This is a genomic window from Paraburkholderia sp. (genome assembly GCF_036488505.1).
In the GTDB taxonomy this organism is placed as follows: Bacteria; Pseudomonadota; Gammaproteobacteria; order Burkholderiales; family Burkholderiaceae; genus Paraburkholderia.
Genome location: NZ_DASXHN010000235.1, coordinates 1 through 14,538 on the forward strand (window position 1 = coordinate 1; position 14,538 = coordinate 14,538).

The following is a 14,538-nucleotide window of genomic DNA, read 5'->3' on the forward strand; positions in this document are numbered from 1 at the left end:
GACCTGGCGACGCCGGTGGATATCCCCGCGTCGGCGATGGCGATCGGCGATACGCGGCTCGCGTCGGTGTTGCAGAAGGACGGCGCGCGCGTGTCGACGGTCGAGCATCTGATGTCCGCCTGCGCGGGCCTCGGCATCGACAACCTGTATGTCGACGTGACCGCCGAGGAAATCCCGATCATGGACGGCAGCGCCGGTTCATTCGTGTTCCTGATCCAGTCGGCGGGCATCGAAGAGCAGAACGCGGCCAAGAAGTTCATCAAGGTCACGAAGCCGGTGGAAATCCGCGACGGCGACAAATTCGCGCGTCTCGATCCGTACTTCGGCTTTAGACTCAAATTCACGATCGACTTCCGTCATCCTGCCGTGGACAAAACTGGTCAGGCGCTCGAAGTGGATTTCGCCAACACGTCGTATGTGCGCGAGATCGCCCGCGCCCGCACATTCGGCTTTGCGCACGAAGTCGAAATGATGCGTGAATTGGGCCTCGCGCGCGGCGGCAGCATGGACAACGCGATCGTGCTCGACGAGTACCGCATCCTGAACAACGATGGCCTGCGTTACGACGACGAGTTCGTCAAGCACAAGATGCTGGACGCGATCGGCGACCTGTACGTGGTCGGTCATCCGCTGCTGGCTTCGTACACCGCGTACAAATCGGGCCACGGCCTGAACAACGCGCTGCTGCGTGAGCTGCTCAAGCACGAAGACTCGTACGAGATCGTCACATTCGACGATACGCAGAAGGCGCCGCGTGGCTTCGCTTACGAAACGCAGACCGCGTTTGCATGACCGTGGTCTCGCCGCAGGCGCGCTGTAGGTAAGAAACGGCCCACTGGGCCGTTTTTTTCGCTCAGCGATTGCGTCGATGCCGCGCCGCCATGCGCGCGAGCGCTTCCTGCAACGGCGATGGTGCAAGCGATTCGCTCAACGCCTGCAACGCGGCGGCGCCCACGGGCGTCATGCGCGCCTGCTTGACTGAGGGCGCCTCTTTCGCGGGTTGGGGCCGTACGCGAATTCTCAACGCATGCACGGGCCAGCCGCGTTGTTGCAGATCCGACAGCAGCCGTGGCTCGAGATGCCGCAGCCGCGCCGCGAGTGCGTTATGCGCCGCAAACAGGGCGAGCACGCCTTCCTTGATGAAGCCGGGCTCGACGCTGGTCGCCAGATAATCGGGCAGCAGCTCACGCAGATCCTTCTCGAGCGCGGCAATCTGCTCGACGCCCGCGCGCAGCGCGGCGAACGCATCCGTGCGGCCGAGCACCTCGGCAACAGGCTGCGGCCGGCGCGGATCGAACTGCTTGGGCGGCCTTGAAAAGGACGGAAAACGGCTCATGTTTCGCAGTGACGACGTGAGCGCGCCCCATGCGCGCCGACGCCGCGATTGTACCGCGCGGGCCGCCCGTGAAACCGGTCCGACCCCTGTCGCCGAAGTGCGCCGGGCGCGCGTCGAAGGGCCGGCGAGGGCCGCCGGCACCACGCCGCAGACATAAGCGCGGCCAGAGGCACGTGCTAAAATGCCCGATTCGAATTCACTCTTGGACTAAGCCGCCGAGGATTTTCCGACCCAGGCGCGAGTGTGCGCAAAGCGCACGCCGCGAGCCAGCCGAAGCCGCGACGCAGACACCGATCCGATGACCACCGGTTTTCTACAGAAGATTTTTGGCAGCCGTAATCAGCGGCTAGTCAAGCAATATCAAAAGACCGTCGCGGCGATCAATGCGCTCGAACCGCAGATCGAGCAATTGACGGACGAGCAACTGCGCGCAAAAACGGGTGAATTCCGCCAACGGGTCGCGAGCGGCGAATCGCTCGACAAGATCCTGCCGGAAGCGTTTGCGGTGTGCCGCGAGGCCAGCAAGCGGGTGCTCAAGATGCGCCACTTCGACGTGCAACTGATCGGCGGTATGGCGCTGCACTACGGCAAGATCAGCGAAATGCGCACCGGCGAAGGCAAGACGCTCGTCGCGACGCTGCCCGTGTACCTGAACTCGTTGTCGGGCCGCGGCGTCCACGTGGTCACGGTGAACGACTACCTCGCGCAGCGCGACGCCGAATGGATGGCGCGCCTCTATAACTTCCTCGGCCTGTCTGTCGGCATCAACCTGTCGCAGATGGAGCACACGGCGAAGCAGCAGGCTTATGCCGCCGACATCACGTACGGCACCAACAACGAATTCGGCTTCGACTACCTGCGCGACAACATGGTCTACGAGACCGACGCGCGTGTGCAGCGCGGGCTGAACTTCGCGGTCGTCGACGAGGTCGACTCCATCCTGATCGACGAAGCGCGTACGCCGCTCATCATCTCCGGCCAGGCGGAGGATCACACCGAACTCTACGTGCGCATGAACGCGCTGCCGCCGCTGCTCGAGCGCCAGATCGGCGAAGAGAAAGCAGACGGCACCGGCGTCGAAAAGCCGGGCGACTACACGCTGGACGAAAAAGGCCGTCAGGTGTTTCTGACCGAATCGGGTCACGAAAAGGCCGAGCGTCTGCTTGCCGAGTGGGGCCTGATCGGCGAGGGCGAAAGCCTCTACGCGCCCCAGAACATCACGCTGATGCACCACGTGTACGCGGCCTTGCGCGCGCACACGCTGTTCTTCAAGGATCAGCACTACGTCGTGCAGAACGGCGAAGTGATCATCGTCGACGAATTCACCGGCCGTCTGATGGCCGGCCGCCGCTGGTCGGACGGTCTGCACCAGGCAGTGGAAGCAAAGGAGCACGTGAAGATCCAGAGCGAGAACCAGACGCTCGCGTCGATCACGTTCCAGAACTACTTCCGCATGTACGCGAAGCTGGCCGGCATGACCGGCACGGCTGACACCGAAGCATTCGAATTCAACGAGATCTATGGTCTCGAAACGGTCGTGATTCCGACCAACCGGCCGCCGAGGCGGATCGACAAGCAGGATCAGATCTACAAGACCGCCAAGGAGCGCTACGACGCGGTGATCCGCGACATCCGCGACTGCTACGAGCGCGGTCAGCCGGTGCTGGTCGGCACGACCTCGATCGAGAACTCGGAACTGCTGTCACATCTGCTGAAGCAGGCCGGGCTGCCGCACGAAGTGCTGAACGCGAAGCAGCATGCTCGCGAAGCGGAGATCGTCGCCGAAGCTGGCCGTCCGAAGCGCGTCACGATCGCAACCAACATGGCCGGCCGCGGCACCGACATCGTGCTGGGCGGCAACGCGGAAAAGCAGGCGTCGTTCATCGAACAGGACGAAACCCTGGCCGACGACGAAAAACAGCGCCGTATCCAGAAGCTGCATGACGAATGGCAGGCGCTGCACGATCAGGTGAAGGCCGCCGGCGGTCTGCACATCATCGGTACCGAGCGCCACGAGTCGCGCCGGATCGACAATCAGTTGCGCGGCCGGGCGGGCCGTCAGGGCGACCCCGGTTCGTCGCGCTTCTATTTGTCGCTGGAAGATCCGCTGCTGCGCATTTTCGCCGGCGACCGCGTGCGCGCGATCATGGAGCGCCTGAAGATGCCGGAAGGCGAGGCGATCGAGGCGGGCATCGTGTCGCGCTCGATCGAATCGGCGCAGCGCAAGGTCGAGGCGCGCAACTTCGATGTTCGCAAGCAATTGCTCGAATACGACGACGTGTCGAACGATCAGCGCAAGGTTATCTATCAGCAGCGCAACGAATTGCTCGAAGCGAACGACATCACCGAGACCATCACGGCGATGCGTCACGGCGTGATTGCCGACATCGTGCATCAGTTCGTGCCGGCCGGCAGCATTGAGGAACAGTGGGACGTGCCGGAACTCGAGGAAGTGCTGCGCAACGAATGGCAGCTCGATCTCGCGATCCAGGAAATGATCAACGAGTCGAACTCGATCACTCCGGAAGAGATTCTCGAAGCGGTCGAGGCCGCCGCGGACGAAGCGTACGAGGCGAAGGTCCAGCTGGTCGGCCGCGAATCGTTCAGCGCGTTCGAGCGCTCGATCATGCTGCAGACGCTCGACCGCGCGTGGCGCGAACACCTGGCCGCGCTCGACCATTTGCGTCAGGGCATCCATCTGCGCGGCTATGCGCAGAAGAACCCGAAGCAGGAATACAAGCGCGAGGCGTTCGAACTGTTCGCCGCGATGCTCGACGCGGTCAAGCTCGAAGTCACGCGTATCGTGATGAATGTGCAGATCCAGTCGCCGGAGCAACTTGAGGCGACCGCCGAGCAGATGGAAGAGCAGGGCGGTCATCTCGACCACGTCGAGTTCCGTCATGCCGAGTTCGCGGAAGCCGGCGCGGCCGCGCCGGCCGCAGCGGAAGCGGCCACCGCCGCGATGATCGGGGACGCGATGAGCCACGGCCACGGCGCGGCGCCGCAGGCCGTGCACGTGAATCTCGACAATGTGCCGAAGGTGGGCCGTAACGATCCGTGCCCATGCGGTAGCGGCAAGAAGTACAAGCAGTGCCACGGCAAGATCGCGTAATGCCGATGCGGCGCGCTCCTGGGCGCGCCGCGTTGTTTTACGCGCCGCTTGGCCGTTGATTTCGCGGGTGACCCGGCAGCACGCCCGGTTCATCGGTTCCGTTTCCTCGATGCCGGCGTCCGCCGGCATTTCTTCGACAGGTCGCGCCCATGGCTGTCAACTTTCCCTCGATCGATCCCGTTCAGCTCCACCCCGTCGCCGGCGTCAAGCTCGGCTGGGCGGAGGCGAATATTCGCAAGCAGAACCGCAAGGACGTGCTCGTTATTTCCGTCGACGAAGGCGCGACGGTAGGCGGCGTGTTCACGAAGAACCGTTTTTGCGCGGCGCCGGTCACGGTCTGCCGCGAAAACCTCCAGCACGTACGCGCGGGCGGCAAGCCGATTCGCGCACTGGTGGTCAATACCGGCAACGCGAACGCGGGCACCGGCGAGCCGGGTCTCGCGGCCACACGCGAAACCTGTGCCGAGCTCGCGCGTCTGGTTGACATCGCCCCCGAACAGGTGTTGCCGTTCTCGACGGGCGTGATTCTCGAACCGCTGCCGGTCGATCGTCTGAAGGCCGGTTTGCCCGCGGCGCTCGCGAACCGCAACGAAGCAAACTGGTACGACGCCGCGCAGGCGATCATGACCACCGACACGCTGCCGAAGGCCACCTCGCGTCAGATTACGATCGACGGTCACACCGTTACGCTGACCGGCATCAGCAAGGGCGCCGGCATGATCAAGCCGAACATGGCGACCATGCTCGGCTTCCTTGCATTCGACGCGAGCGTCGCCCAGCCGGTGCTCGACGAGCTGGTCAAGCACGTCGCGGATCGCTCGTTCAACTGCATCACGATCGATGGCGATACGTCGACCAACGATTCGTTCATTCTGATCGCGTCGGGCAAATCGAGCCTGCCGGCGATCGCGTCCACCGATTCGCCCGCCTATGCGGCGCTGCGCGACGCGGTGACCGACGTCGCGCAGACGCTCGCGCAACTGATCGTGCGCGACGGCGAAGGCGCGACCAAATTCATGACCGTGCGAGTTGAAGGCGGTTCGAGCGTCGGCGAGTGCCGCCAGATCGCGTATGCGATCGGCCACTCGCCGCTCGTGAAGACGGCTTTCTATGCATCGGATCCCAATCTCGGCCGCATTCTCGCGGCCATCGGCTATGCCGGCGTCGACGATCTCGACGTCGGCAAGATCGATCTGTACCTGGACGACGTGCTGGTCGCCACTGCCGGCGGCCGCAATCCGGCCTACCGCGAAGAAGACGGTCAGCGCGTGATGAAAAAGAGCGAGATCGGCATTCGCGTGCTGCTCGGCCGCGGCAATGCGCAAGCCACGATCTGGACCTGCGATCTGTCGCACGAGTACGTGAGCATCAACGCCGACTATCGGTCATAAATCCGCTTGCTCGGCCCGCTGCGCGGTGTACGCGTAGCCGGGCTGGCGATTCGGGCTATTGCAAGCATCCGGCGGCCTCCAGCCGCCCATTTCACCGCCATGGACAAACTCGAACAGTTTTTGACCCGCGCCGAAGCCGTGCTCGGCCGTCTGGAAGCGATGCTTCCGCCCGCCGCGCCGGAGATCGACTGGACCGCCGCCGTTGCCTTTCGCTGGCGCAAGCGCCAAGGGCGCGGCTATCTTCAGCCGGTACCCGCGATTTCGTCGATCACGCTCGATGATCTGCAGAACATCGATCGGCAGAAAGGGCTAATCGAGCAGAACACGCGCCAGTTCGTGCGCAAGCAGCCAGCCAACAACGTGCTGCTGACTGGCGCGCGCGGCACCGGCAAATCGTCGCTGATCAAGGCGTGCCTGAACGCGTACGCGCAAGACGGCCTGCGCCTGATCGAAGTGGACAAGGACGACCTGCATGATCTGGGCGACATCGTCGATCTGATCGCGAAGCGCCCCGAGCGCTTCATTGTGTTCTGCGACGACCTGTCGTTCGAAGACGGCGAGTCGGGCTACAAGGCGCTGAAGGTCGCGCTCGACGGGTCGATTGCCGCGCAATCGGACAACGTGCTGATCTACGCGACGTCGAACCGCCGCCATCTGCTGCCTGAGTACATGAGCGACAACGAGACGTACAAGCACACGTCGGACGGCGAAATTCATCCCGGCGAACTGGTCGAGGAAAAGATTTCGCTTTCCGAGCGTTTCGGCCTGTGGGTCAGCTTCTATCCGTTCAAACAGGACGACTATCTGACGATCATCGCGCACTGGCTGCGCCATTTCGGTTGCAACGATGCCGAGATCGACGCGGCGCGCGGCGATGCACTCGTGTGGGCACTCGAACGCGGATCGCGCTCGGGACGGGTCGCGTGGCAGTTCGCGCGCGACTGGTCCGGCCGCAAGACCTCCGCATGAGCGACGCGGGCAAAAACAGCGCGGGTCGTCCGGTCACCGAGGTGGCGGTTGGCGTGCTGGTGCAGCCGGATGGGCGCTATCTGCTTGCGCAGCGTCCGGCGGGCAAGCCGTACGAGGGGTATTGGGAGTTTCCGGGCGGCAAGCTGGAGCCCGGCGAGTCAGTCGAGGCCGCGCTTGCGCGCGAACTGCACGAGGAACTGGGAATCGAGGTCGAGGCGAGTCATCACTGGCATACGCTCGAACACGATTACCCGCATGCGTATGTACGGCTCTACTTCTGCAAGGTGACACAGTGGACGGGCGTGCCGCACGGGCGCGAGGGTCAGGCTTTCGCGTGGCAGAGCTTGCCCGCGGATGTTTCGCCGTTGCTGCCGGCAACGATTCCGGTGCTGGGGTGGCTGGCGGCAGAGAACAAATGATTTGGGAGTGACCGGACAAGGTCTGCGGAGGGGGCGCTGCGCTCGCAGCGTCGTCTCCCTTGCCCTTGATCGAATGACCTTTGCGAAAAGGGCCTCTCAGAGGCCCTTTTTCGTTTCCGTTTCGGCCCTGATGCGGGGTCGTCCCAGCAACGAACCCCGCTCAATGCGGGTTGTAATCGCTGCGAGGTGTTTCTTCTTCATCCGATGAAGCGCCTTCCTGCTCATTGCCGCCAATCCGGTATTTCTCGGCGGCCCATGCGCCGAGATCGGTTTGCTTGCAGCGCTCGGAGCAGAAAGGACGGAAGCGGCTCTCGGAAGTCCAGTGGACATCTTTACCGCAAGTAGGACATTTGACGACGGTAGGCATACGGTCGGGCAGTTGAATCGCAAACGGAACAAGTAACGAATATAGGGCTATTTCGCGCCGCTTTAAAGGCGCGTTCCCTGAAATCCCGTTTGGGTCATGAAGGCGGCGGCGCTCGCCAGCCGGCTACAGGCTGCAGAGTGTGAGCTGGAACGGCACGTCGACATCGACCGCGCGGGGCCGCAGGTCACCATCCTGTACGGTGAAGCGCACCCACAGCATGTACTTGTTGGCGCTCGCTTCGGGAATCACGCGCAATTCCGGTGCCACGCGAACCTGCATCAATTGATATGAACGGCCCGACAGCATCTGCTGATAGCTGCCTTGCATCGCCATGACCTTCGATGCCTGGCCGGATTCACGTGCGAGCCGCAGCACGATCGTGGCCGCGTCGCGCAGCGGCAGTAGCGGCGTCACCCATTTGGCGATGTCCTGACGGCGTTGGTCCGGATGCAGTTGTTGCCATGCGTAGTACGACGGCAGATCGAATTTGCAGGTGCCGCCAGGTATGATCGCGCGGCTGCGAATGCTCGCGAGCCACTCGTTGTCTGCAAGATGCTGGCCGGTTTTGCCTTGCATCTGCGCAAGCCCCGCGAGCGTTTGTTCGATTTCGCCGAGCACCGCCTCGAGAGCGTTCTGCTCGATGCCGGGATTGCCGCGAAACGGCGCCAGCGTTTGCCGCTGCCGCTCGAGTTCTTTCATCAGATCCGACTTCAGGTCCGCGCGGCCCGCAACTTCGGAAATCTCGAACAACGTTGTCAGTGCGACGTGATGTTCCCTGGCGTCTTCCTGAGTCAGAAAGAACGTGAAGCGCTCGAACAGGTCTTCAAGGCGCAGCAGCGTCCGGATTCGCTCGTTGAAGGGGTACTCGTAAAGGATCAAGCGGGCTCGCCTCGGGCGTGGTCGGTGACAGGAATGCAAAACATTCTAATGCCGTGGGACTACCCAAGCAATCACGCACTTTTCAGGCGCGCTTTCGCAATTTTTTTCGTCGGTTCACGGTGTTCAAAGCGCTTCGGCTCTCGCATGCGCGCAAAGTTCAATCTGTCGGCGAGACGCCGTGCGACGTGATGTTTGCGATTCGCGCGCACGTCGTTGGAAGTCGCGGGGGTGCGCGCCGGTCCCTGCCGGTCCATCGGTCGGAGCGCTCAAACATACGATTGATTCGCGCGATAGAGGCATGCGATACACGTGCGCGATCGACCTGCGGTTCAGGCTTGCAGCGGATGTGCGGATGCGCTGTCCGGGAGCCCAACCGCGGCAGCCGGCTTCACCCGTTAGCGAGCGACAGATAGGCGCGATGTTGCGCGTCCACCTGCGCCTCGAGTGCAGCGAGCGGCGTGTTGTCGTTGTCGATCACGTCGTCGGCCGCCGCGAGGCGTGCTTCGCGCGTCGCCTGGCGTGCGATGATTGCGAGCACTTGCTCGCGGCTGAAGCCGTTGCGATTCATCACGCGGGCGATCTGCGTGTCGACGCTGCAATCGACCGTGAGCACGCGATTCACGCGGTTCTTCCAACTGCCGGATTCGACTAGCAGCGGTACCACGACAATCACGTAAGGCCCTTGCGCCTCACGCTGTTCGCGCTCGGTTTCCGCGCGGATCAGCGGATGCGTGATGCCTTCGAGACGCTTGCGCGCGCCGTCTTCGCCGAACACCAGCGTGCGCATGCGCGCGCGATCGAGCGAGCCGTCGGCGGCGACGAACTCGCTGCCGAATTCAGCGGCGATCTGCGGCATCGCGATGCCATCTGGCGCGGTGATCCGATGCGCGATGACGTCCGTGTCGACGAGCGGCACGCCGCGCTGGGCGAACAGATCGGCCACTGTCGATTTGCCACTGCCGATACCGCCAGTCAGTCCCACGACGAACATGCTTCAGCCTCCCAGCGCCCGATAGAGCGGTGTACCGGCAAACAGCGTGAGCGCACCGCCCGCGGCGAGAAACGGCCCGAACGGCAGCGGTTCTTCGAAGCGCATACGGCCGCGCCACGTGGCCGCGAGCCCGACTACCGCGCCAGCCACCGCTGCGATCAGCACGATCTGCGGCAGCGCGGCCCAGCCGAGCCAGGCGCCGAGCGCCGCCAGCAGCTTGAAATCGCCGTACCCCATGCCTTCGACGCCGCGCACGAGACGGAACACCCAATGCACGGCCCACAGCGCGAGATAACCGAAGATCGCGCCGAGCACCGCATCGTCCAGGTTCGTGAACAGGCCGTTGAAGTTGACGATGAGGCCCGCCCACAGGAGTGGCAGCGTCATCGACTCGGGCAGCAGGTGGGTATCGAAGTCGATCGCGCTCATCGCGAGCAGCGTCGCGCACAGGCCGAATCCGGCGAGCGCCATCAGCGTTGGGCCGAACGCGATGAGCGCGCCCGCCGCGAAGGCGGCGCTTGCAATTTCGAGCAGCGGATAACGCGGGCTCAGATGCGTGCCGCAAGCGGAGCAGCGTCCGCGCAACAGAACGTAGCTCAGCACCGGCAGGTTTTCCCACGCGCTCAGAACGTGGCCGCAATGGGGGCACGCGCTGCGCGGCACCCACAGGTTGTAGCGCGCCGGCAGTCCGTCTTGCGGCAGCGGTGCGTCGGTGGTTTCGCTGATTTCTGCGCGCCACGCACGTTCCAGCATGATCGGCAGCCGATGCACGACGACGTTCAGGAAGCTGCCGATCACCAGACCGAACACGACCGCGAAGCCGAACTGCACAGCGATCGGGAGGCTGGCGAACGCGAGGCCGAAACCGCTTGCGAAGCGGTCTGGCAGAAGGCCTGCGAGCAGGCTGGAAGAAATTTCTGGCACGAACTGAACGGGAGCCTGCATGGAGTTGGAATGCATTCGGCTGCGATGCTACACCACGTTGCCGAGTTGAATAATGGGAAGATACATCGCAATCACGAGTCCACCGACCAGCGTGCCGAGCACCACGATCACGAGCGGCTCGCACAGGCTCGACAACGTGCCGATCTTCTCGTCGACCTGGCGATCCGCGAGCGATGCGACGTCGAGCAGCATGCTGTCGAGCGCGCCCGACTCTTCGGCGACCGCAATCGGCTGAACGACCTCGGACGGAAAGCAATGCGCGCCATGCATCGCCGCGGCGAGCCGTTCGCCGCGCCGCAGCCTTGCGGCGATGCCCCCGCTCGCGCGATCGAAGAACGCATTGCCGGTCGCATGTGTCAGCGAGTCGAACGCATCAGCGAGCGGTGTGCCGGCCGACAGTAGTGTGCCGAGCGCGCGGCTCCAGCGCGCCGCGCATAGTGTGAGCAACAATGGACCGGCCACCGGCAGCTTGAGCGATAGGCGCGCGAAGCGGATGCGCGCCGCTTCCGAGCGCCGCAAAAGAAAGGTCAGGGCCGAACTCGCTGCGAATATCAGCGCAAAGGCTGGCACGCTCCAGCGCGCCGCGCCGGCCGACAACGCCAGCACGAATTGCGTTGGCGCGGGCAGCCTCGCGCCGAAGCCGTCGAAAATCTGCTTGAAGGTTGGCACAACCCACACCAGCAACGCGGCAGTAGTCACGATTGCCAGCAGCAGGATCGCGACCGGATAGGTCAGGGCCGCGCGCACCTTCGAGCGTTGCGCGGCGGCGCGCTCGCGGTCTTCGGCGAGGCGGGCGAGCACCCTGGCGAGCGCGCCGGCCGCTTCGCCGACCTCGACGAGCTGGCAGTACAGCGCGTTGAACTGTGCCGGGTGCCGTTGCAATGCTGCTGAAAAGCGCAGGCCGGCGGTGATGTCGCGCGCGACGGTGCCGACGATGCGCGGCATGCCTTGCCGTTGGCCTGAGCTAGGCGCCTGCGCGAGCAGTTCGAGCGCGGGCGCGAGAGGCAAGCCGGCGCGCAGAAGACTCGCCAGCTGCCGCGTGAACAGCGTGACGTCCGCCGCGCGGGTTCTCGCGCGCGGCGCCGGTCCTTGCGTCGCGAGTTCGACGATGAACAGCTTCTCGCGTTTCAGTAGCGTGCGGGCGGCACCGGCGTCCGGGGCGATCAAAGTGCCGCTTCGACGTACGCCGTCGGCGTCGATGCCGCGCCATCGGAAGCGCATGTCGGCCGTAACGGCCTGCGGGAGCGTCGCGGTGTTCATGCGACCTCCGTTGCGGCAAGTGCTTCGGCGAGACTGGTGGTGCCGTCGCGCACGCATGCGAGCGCGGCGTCGCGCAACGTCGCCACCCGTTCGAGCTGCGCGAGCCGGGCCAGTTCGTGGGCGCCCGCGCTGGCGACGATCAGCTCTCGCATTGCGTCGGACACTGGCATCACCTGATGGATACCGACGCGCCCCCGATAGCCGATGCCGTGGCAGGCCGCGCAGCCCGTCGCCGTATAGGGTTGCCAGCCATCGAGCTGATGCTCGGCAAACCCCGCGGCCGCGAGTGCCGCCGCCGAGTGCGGCGCGGGCGCGCGACACGCGACGCAAAGCCGCCGCACGAGGCGCTGCGCCGTCACCATGCGCAGCGCGGCCGCGAGGTTATACGGTTCGACGCCGATATCGATGAGACGTGCGATCGCCGCGGGCGCGTCGTTCGTATGCAGCGTCGACAGCACGAGGTGACCGGTTTGCGCGGCTTTCACCGCGACGTCGGCGGTTTCGTTGTCGCGGATTTCGCCGACCATGATGACGTCCGGGTCTTGCCGCAGAAACGCGCGTAGTGCGACCGCGAACGTGAGCCCCGCTTTGTCGCGCACGCTGACCTGATTGATGCCAGCAAGCTGGATTTCCGCCGGGTCTTCCACCGAACAGAGATTGCGCGCTTCGCCGTTCAGTAGATTCAAAAAGCAGTACAGCGACAGCGTCTTGCCGCTGCCGGTCGGGCCTGTGACGAGCACGAGGCCGTGCGGTGCGCGGATCGCGGCATCGACGGCATTGCGCTGTTGCGAATCGAGGCCGAGCGAGTCAAGTGACAAATCCGCAGGCAGCGCGTCGAGCCGACGCAACACGAGCTTTTCGCCGAACAGCGTCGGCAGCGAGTTGACGCGATAGTCTTCGAGCTTGCCCGGCGATGACGCGATGCGTAGCCGGCCGTCCTGCGGCACGCGACGCTCGGCGATGTCCATACGCGCGAGCACTTTCACGCGTGTCACGAACGCGTCGCGCAGATGCGTGGGCGGCCGTGGCATTTCATGCAGCACGCCGTCGATCCGCAAGCGCATGCGCCAGCAGTGTTCCGCCGGCTCGATGTGAATATCCGACGCGTTGCGCCGCGTCGCTTCCTGCAACGTGTCGGTCAATAGACGCACGGCGGGGGCGTTGTCGGCATCAGTGTGAGTCGTCGGGCTGCTTTCGTTGTCGAACGACAGAGCGCGCGGTGCTGCCGCGCCGGAAGAAAAAGATGCTTGCATGAAAGACCGGTGATGAGCCGCCTGTAGAACGTGACGGCTTCATCTTCCGGCAGCGCGCGCGGTGGCGCCATTCAGCCATTCGGCTAATGGTGCACGCAATGGCGATGTGCGATGCTGAGCGTGAGTCGGTGATTGACGCAAAGACACACGCAGCGTCTGTGCCACGGCGCAGAGCTCAGCCAGGTCGCGCCTTGCCGCCCTTCACGCGCGACGGCGGTCTGAACAGCTTGACGGTGCGGATCGCCTGGTCGTCGCTGCGCATCACTTCGAGCTTCGTGTCGCCGATTTTCACGCAGACGTCGCCGTCGGGGATGTCTTCGAGGATTTCCAGAATCAGGCCGTTGAGTGTCTTAGGGCCATCCGTAGGTAGCGTGAGCTGCAGCCAGCGGTTCAGCTCGCGCAGCGGCATGCTGCCCGCGACGATGCATTCGCCGGCGTCGTTCCAGCCCCCGCGCGAACTGGCGCTGCGCGGAATCGACGTCGTGAATTCGCCGATTAGCTCTTCGATGATGTCTTCCGGCGTGACGAGCCCTTCCAACTCGCCATACTCGTTGACGACCAGCGCGGTGCGCTGCCGGCTTTCCTGGAAGTATTGCAACTGCTGGAAGACCGGCGTCCCGGTCGGCACGAAATACGGCTCGGTGAGCAGTTCACGCAAGGTGTCGCGCTCGAGCTCCTGGTTATGCAGGGCCGCGAGCGTCTTGCGCACATGCAGCACGCCGAGCACCCGATCTATGTCACCTTGATAGACGATCAGTTTGTTGTGATAGCAGGTTTCGAGCTGGTGGAGGATCTGCTCGAAGGGCGCGTCGAAGTCGAGCGCTTCGATGCGGCGGCGCGGGATCATCACGTCCTCGACCGAAATGTTTTCGAGATCGAACAGGTTCAGCAGGATGCTGCGGTGCTTGGTCGGCATGAAGCTCCCCGATTCAAGCACGATGGTGCGCAGCTCTTCGGTGGACAGCCGCTGCTCGCGCGCACCTTTCGTATTGATGTGCAGTACGCGCAGAATGCCGTTGGCGAACAGATTGACGAACCAGATGAGCGGCTTTGCCGCGCGCATCAACGGCCCGATCAACAGGCTCGCGGGTAGCGCGATCTTTTCGGGAAACGTCGCGCCGACGATCTTCGGTGTGATTTCCGCGAGTACGATGATCAGGAACGCGACGATGCCGGTCGCGATCGACAGCACGAGATTGTTTTGGCCGAACGTGTGCAGCGCGATCGAGGTGGTGAGTACGGGAATAATCGTGTTGAACAGATTGTTGCCGATCAGGATGACGCTCAGTAGCTGATCGGTGCGGGCAAGCAAGCCTTGGGTGGCTTTCGCGCCGAGCGCATTCCGGCCGGCGAGATACTTCAGGCGATGGCGGTTGAGCGCCATCATCGCTGTCTCGGAAATGGAAAAGAAGGCGGAGCAGATGAGCAGCAGAAAGACGGCGCCAATCTGCGCCCATAAGGGAAGTTGTTCCACGCGTCGTGAAATTGAGGGAAAGGATGGAGAGAATATAGCAGAGGGGTAGCGCGTACCGCCGCGCGCGTTGGACGTCGACGAAACGAGAAAGATGCGCTGGTCACGCGGGCATCGAAAAACCGCCGCGCAAACAAAAAACCGC

At 63.9% G+C, this 14,538-nt stretch carries 13 protein-coding genes; 5 read left to right on the forward strand and 8 right to left on the reverse strand.

Features of this window, described 5'->3' with window-relative positions; translation table 11 throughout:
* The coding region (gene lpxC / locus VGH68_RS14380) for a UDP-3-O-acyl-N-acetylglucosamine deacetylase (protein ID WP_331604310.1) at positions 1 to 792 on the forward strand (792 nt) is incomplete at its 5' end.
* A 61-nt stretch (positions 793 to 853) separates the two neighbouring features.
* Here the strand turns inward: lpxC and VGH68_RS14385 are convergent.
* Positions 854 to 1,336 (reverse strand): DciA family protein, encoded by a 483-nt coding sequence (locus tag VGH68_RS14385; protein WP_331604311.1) that lies wholly within the window; start codon positions 1,334 to 1,336, stop codon positions 854 to 856.
* Between the two features lie 298 nt (positions 1,337 to 1,634).
* Between VGH68_RS14385 and secA the strand changes: the two genes are divergently transcribed.
* The 4 genes from secA to VGH68_RS14405 all read left to right on the forward strand — a co-directional run bounded on the left by secA (position 1,635) and on the right by VGH68_RS14405 (position 7,227).
* Positions 1,635 to 4,448 (forward strand): preprotein translocase subunit SecA, encoded by a 2,814-nt coding sequence (gene secA / locus VGH68_RS14390; protein WP_331604312.1) that lies wholly within the window; start codon positions 1,635 to 1,637, stop codon positions 4,446 to 4,448.
* Between the two features lie 149 nt (positions 4,449 to 4,597).
* Complete coding sequence (argJ, locus tag VGH68_RS14395) at positions 4,598 to 5,839, forward strand: bifunctional glutamate N-acetyltransferase/amino-acid acetyltransferase ArgJ (RefSeq protein ID WP_331604313.1); 1,242 nt, start codon at positions 4,598 to 4,600, stop codon at positions 5,837 to 5,839.
* A 99-nt stretch (positions 5,840 to 5,938) separates the two neighbouring features.
* Complete coding sequence (locus VGH68_RS14400) at positions 5,939 to 6,808, forward strand: ATP-binding protein (protein ID WP_331604314.1); 870 nt, start codon at positions 5,939 to 5,941, stop codon at positions 6,806 to 6,808.
* Positions 6,805 to 7,227: an NUDIX domain-containing protein gene (locus tag VGH68_RS14405; RefSeq protein WP_331604315.1), complete on the forward strand. Its 423-nt coding sequence runs from the start codon at positions 6,805 to 6,807 to the stop codon at positions 7,225 to 7,227. The genes VGH68_RS14400 and VGH68_RS14405 overlap by 4 nt, the downstream gene beginning before the upstream one ends.
* A gap of 160 nt (positions 7,228 to 7,387) precedes the next feature.
* On the opposite strand, the gene VGH68_RS14410 is transcribed toward VGH68_RS14405, so the two are convergent.
* From VGH68_RS14410 to VGH68_RS14440, 7 genes are all read right to left on the reverse strand, one after another.
* Positions 7,388 to 7,594 carry a DNA gyrase inhibitor YacG gene (locus VGH68_RS14410; protein ID WP_331604316.1) on the reverse strand — a complete coding sequence of 69 codons (207 nt, stop codon included), beginning with the start codon at positions 7,592 to 7,594 and terminating at the stop codon, positions 7,388 to 7,390.
* Between the two features lie 123 nt (positions 7,595 to 7,717).
* Positions 7,718 to 8,473 (reverse strand): cell division protein ZapD, encoded by a 756-nt coding sequence (gene zapD / locus VGH68_RS14415; protein WP_167048715.1) that lies wholly within the window; start codon positions 8,471 to 8,473, stop codon positions 7,718 to 7,720.
* A 388-nt stretch (positions 8,474 to 8,861) separates the two neighbouring features.
* A complete protein-coding gene (gene coaE, locus VGH68_RS14420; protein ID WP_331604317.1) occupies positions 8,862 to 9,464 on the reverse strand; it encodes a dephospho-CoA kinase in 603 nt (200 codons plus the stop codon).
* 3 nt (positions 9,465 to 9,467) lie between these two features.
* Complete coding sequence (locus VGH68_RS14425) at positions 9,468 to 10,409, reverse strand: A24 family peptidase (protein ID WP_331604318.1); 942 nt, start codon at positions 10,407 to 10,409, stop codon at positions 9,468 to 9,470.
* A 27-nt stretch (positions 10,410 to 10,436) separates the two neighbouring features.
* Positions 10,437 to 11,669 (reverse strand): type II secretion system F family protein, encoded by a 1,233-nt coding sequence (locus tag VGH68_RS14430; RefSeq protein ID WP_331604319.1) that lies wholly within the window; start codon positions 11,667 to 11,669, stop codon positions 10,437 to 10,439.
* Positions 11,666 to 12,922, reverse strand: a complete 1,257-nt coding sequence (locus tag VGH68_RS14435) for a GspE/PulE family protein (RefSeq protein WP_331604320.1) — start codon at positions 12,920 to 12,922, stop codon at positions 11,666 to 11,668. Before VGH68_RS14435 ends, VGH68_RS14430 begins: the two co-directional genes overlap by 4 nt.
* 175 nt (positions 12,923 to 13,097) lie before the next feature.
* On the reverse strand, positions 13,098 to 14,396 hold the full coding sequence (locus VGH68_RS14440) for an HlyC/CorC family transporter (RefSeq protein WP_331604321.1): 1,299 nt from the start codon (positions 14,394 to 14,396) through the stop codon (positions 13,098 to 13,100).
* Positions 14,397 to 14,538: the final 142 nt, after the last annotated feature.

Coding starts and splice junctions, on each gene's coding strand:
- secA (WP_331604312.1), top strand. CDS start 1,635: ATGACCACCGGTTTTCTACAGAAGATTTTTGGCAGCCGTAATCAGCGG.
- coaE (WP_331604317.1), bottom strand. CDS start 9,464: ATGTTCGTCGTGGGACTGACTGGCGGTATCGGCAGTGGCAAATCGACA.
- VGH68_RS14385 (WP_331604311.1), bottom strand. CDS start 1,336: ATGAGCCGTTTTCCGTCCTTTTCAAGGCCGCCCAAGCAGTTCGATCCG.
- VGH68_RS14430 (WP_331604319.1), bottom strand. CDS start 11,669: ATGAACACCGCGACGCTCCCGCAGGCCGTTACGGCCGACATGCGCTTC.
- argJ (WP_331604313.1), top strand. CDS start 4,598: ATGGCTGTCAACTTTCCCTCGATCGATCCCGTTCAGCTCCACCCCGTC.
- VGH68_RS14405 (WP_331604315.1), top strand. CDS start 6,805: ATGAGCGACGCGGGCAAAAACAGCGCGGGTCGTCCGGTCACCGAGGTG.
- VGH68_RS14435 (WP_331604320.1), bottom strand. CDS start 12,922: ATGCAAGCATCTTTTTCTTCCGGCGCGGCAGCACCGCGCGCTCTGTCG.
- VGH68_RS14425 (WP_331604318.1), bottom strand. CDS start 10,409: ATGCAGGCTCCCGTTCAGTTCGTGCCAGAAATTTCTTCCAGCCTGCTC.
- VGH68_RS14400 (WP_331604314.1), top strand. CDS start 5,939: ATGGACAAACTCGAACAGTTTTTGACCCGCGCCGAAGCCGTGCTCGGC.
- VGH68_RS14410 (WP_331604316.1), bottom strand. CDS start 7,594: ATGCCTACCGTCGTCAAATGTCCTACTTGCGGTAAAGATGTCCACTGG.